This window comes from Bacillus sp. 05T31, from assembly GCF_056396725.1.
Window position 1 is genome coordinate 1 of the sequence record NZ_JBFTMA010000842.1, and the last position, 1662, is coordinate 1662.

Annotated in this window: 1 protein-coding gene and 1 pseudogene; one reads left to right on the plus strand and one right to left on the minus strand. The window is 30.7% G+C overall.

Annotated elements, in window-relative coordinates:
• Positions 1 to 507, plus strand: a pseudogene (locus AC1DJR_RS29005) (AraC family transcriptional regulator); the annotation flags it as partial.
• A gap of 68 nt (positions 508 to 575) precedes the next feature.
• On the opposite strand, the gene AC1DJR_RS29010 reads toward AC1DJR_RS29005, so the two are convergent.
• Positions 576 to 1662, minus strand: a 1087-nt coding sequence (locus AC1DJR_RS29010) for a M3 family oligoendopeptidase (protein ID WP_477004148.1), incomplete at its 5' end; no start/stop codon positions are given.

Here is a 1662-nt window from a genome sequence, read left to right on the forward strand (position 1 = left end):
GAGTTTATTAAAACAAGGGCAGAAGGACATCAAGGTACTGTAGAAAATTATATGAAAAAGGTTGTTCATCCTTTAGAGAATCTTTTTAAGAAAGAGTATAAATGTATCGTTTTATGGTTTGGTGAGGATATGTTTTGCCAAATGAATCTACTTACCGTACTTTCTTACCTTGAACAGTCTGATTATAAGGGAAAAGTATACTTAAATAGCTTCAGAGAGGATGAATTTAAAGTAAGTCAAATTGAACTTGAATTAGGGAACTATTTTTCTGTTTACAATGAAGTTCTAGTAAATCATAAAAAACCATCTCATGAGATACTACCTGTAATGTATCAGGCGATAGATTTATATTTAGAGATGCTAAAAGAAAATAATGTAGTAGTAAAKTATAKCTCCAAAAATAAAGATTTACCAACACAAGAGTTAYTAAAAAGGTTRTTTAATCTTTTTCCARCAATAGGATATGGGGACCTACAATATATAGAGCTTATTAATAAAGCGAGATAAAGATTCAATTTGTATTGAATAAAAAAACAATAAAAAATGCACCTATAAGGACAGATGCATTTTTTTATTTATATTTGTTTAAGTAATTCCAATTCCTCTTCTACAAATGCCATTAATTCTTTTATTGTCTCACTAGAAAAATCAAAACGAATTCCAGCTGCTTCATATACCTCTGGTAAGGATTCAGAGCTACCTAGAGATAATGCTTTTTTGTAATTTTGTAGTGCTTGTTTAGGATTCTCTTTATATTGTTTATACATTTGCAATGCACCAAGTTGCGCGATTGCATATTCGATATAATAGAATGGTATTTCGAATATGTGTAGTACAGGTAACCAGCCAGTTGCTATCCAGTTTTTATAACCTTCAATATTTACCACATTCGATTGGTAAGTGTTATGTAATTCTAAATATTTTTCATTTCTTTCTTTAGCAGTATGATTTGGATTTTCATACATCCAATGTTGGAATTGATCAACGATAAGCATTTGTGGTAAATACTTAACAATATCTTTAAAGAAATCTAATTTTGCTTTTATAAATTCTTCTGTATTCTCATAAAATGTATCCCAATACTCCATCGAAAACAATTCCATTGTCATGCTGGCTAGCTCAGCTGATTCTGAAGGGATTTCTAAATATTTTTGTAGCTGTAGCTGCTTCATACATTCATTATGAATACTATGGCCCATTTCATGGAGGAAAGTAGTAACGTCATAATGTGTATGATTGAGATTCATAAAAATAAAAGATAATTGAGAAGCAGGTAAGTGTTCGCAAAATCCTCCAGGTGCTTTTCCTTTACGACTTTCTAAATCTAAGCAATCATTTTTATGCATACGGCTCAATAATGCAGAAAATTCTGGGTCTAGTTTTTGTAAAATATGAGAACTTTTTTCGATTAAATCACTCTCGTCTTCAATGGGTTTTAATACTTTTTGATTTGGTGCGGCTGCTTTTAGATCCCACGGACGAAGTGTATCTACTTGAAGTTCAGCTTTTTTCTCATTAAATATATTATCAATAAGTGGCACAACGTATTTACGAATGGATTCTGCAAGTTCATAGCAATCATCAGCCGTATAATCAAAACGTTCATGTTTTTTAAACATATAATCACGATAATTATCTAATTGAATGTTTTTTGCCTTTTGG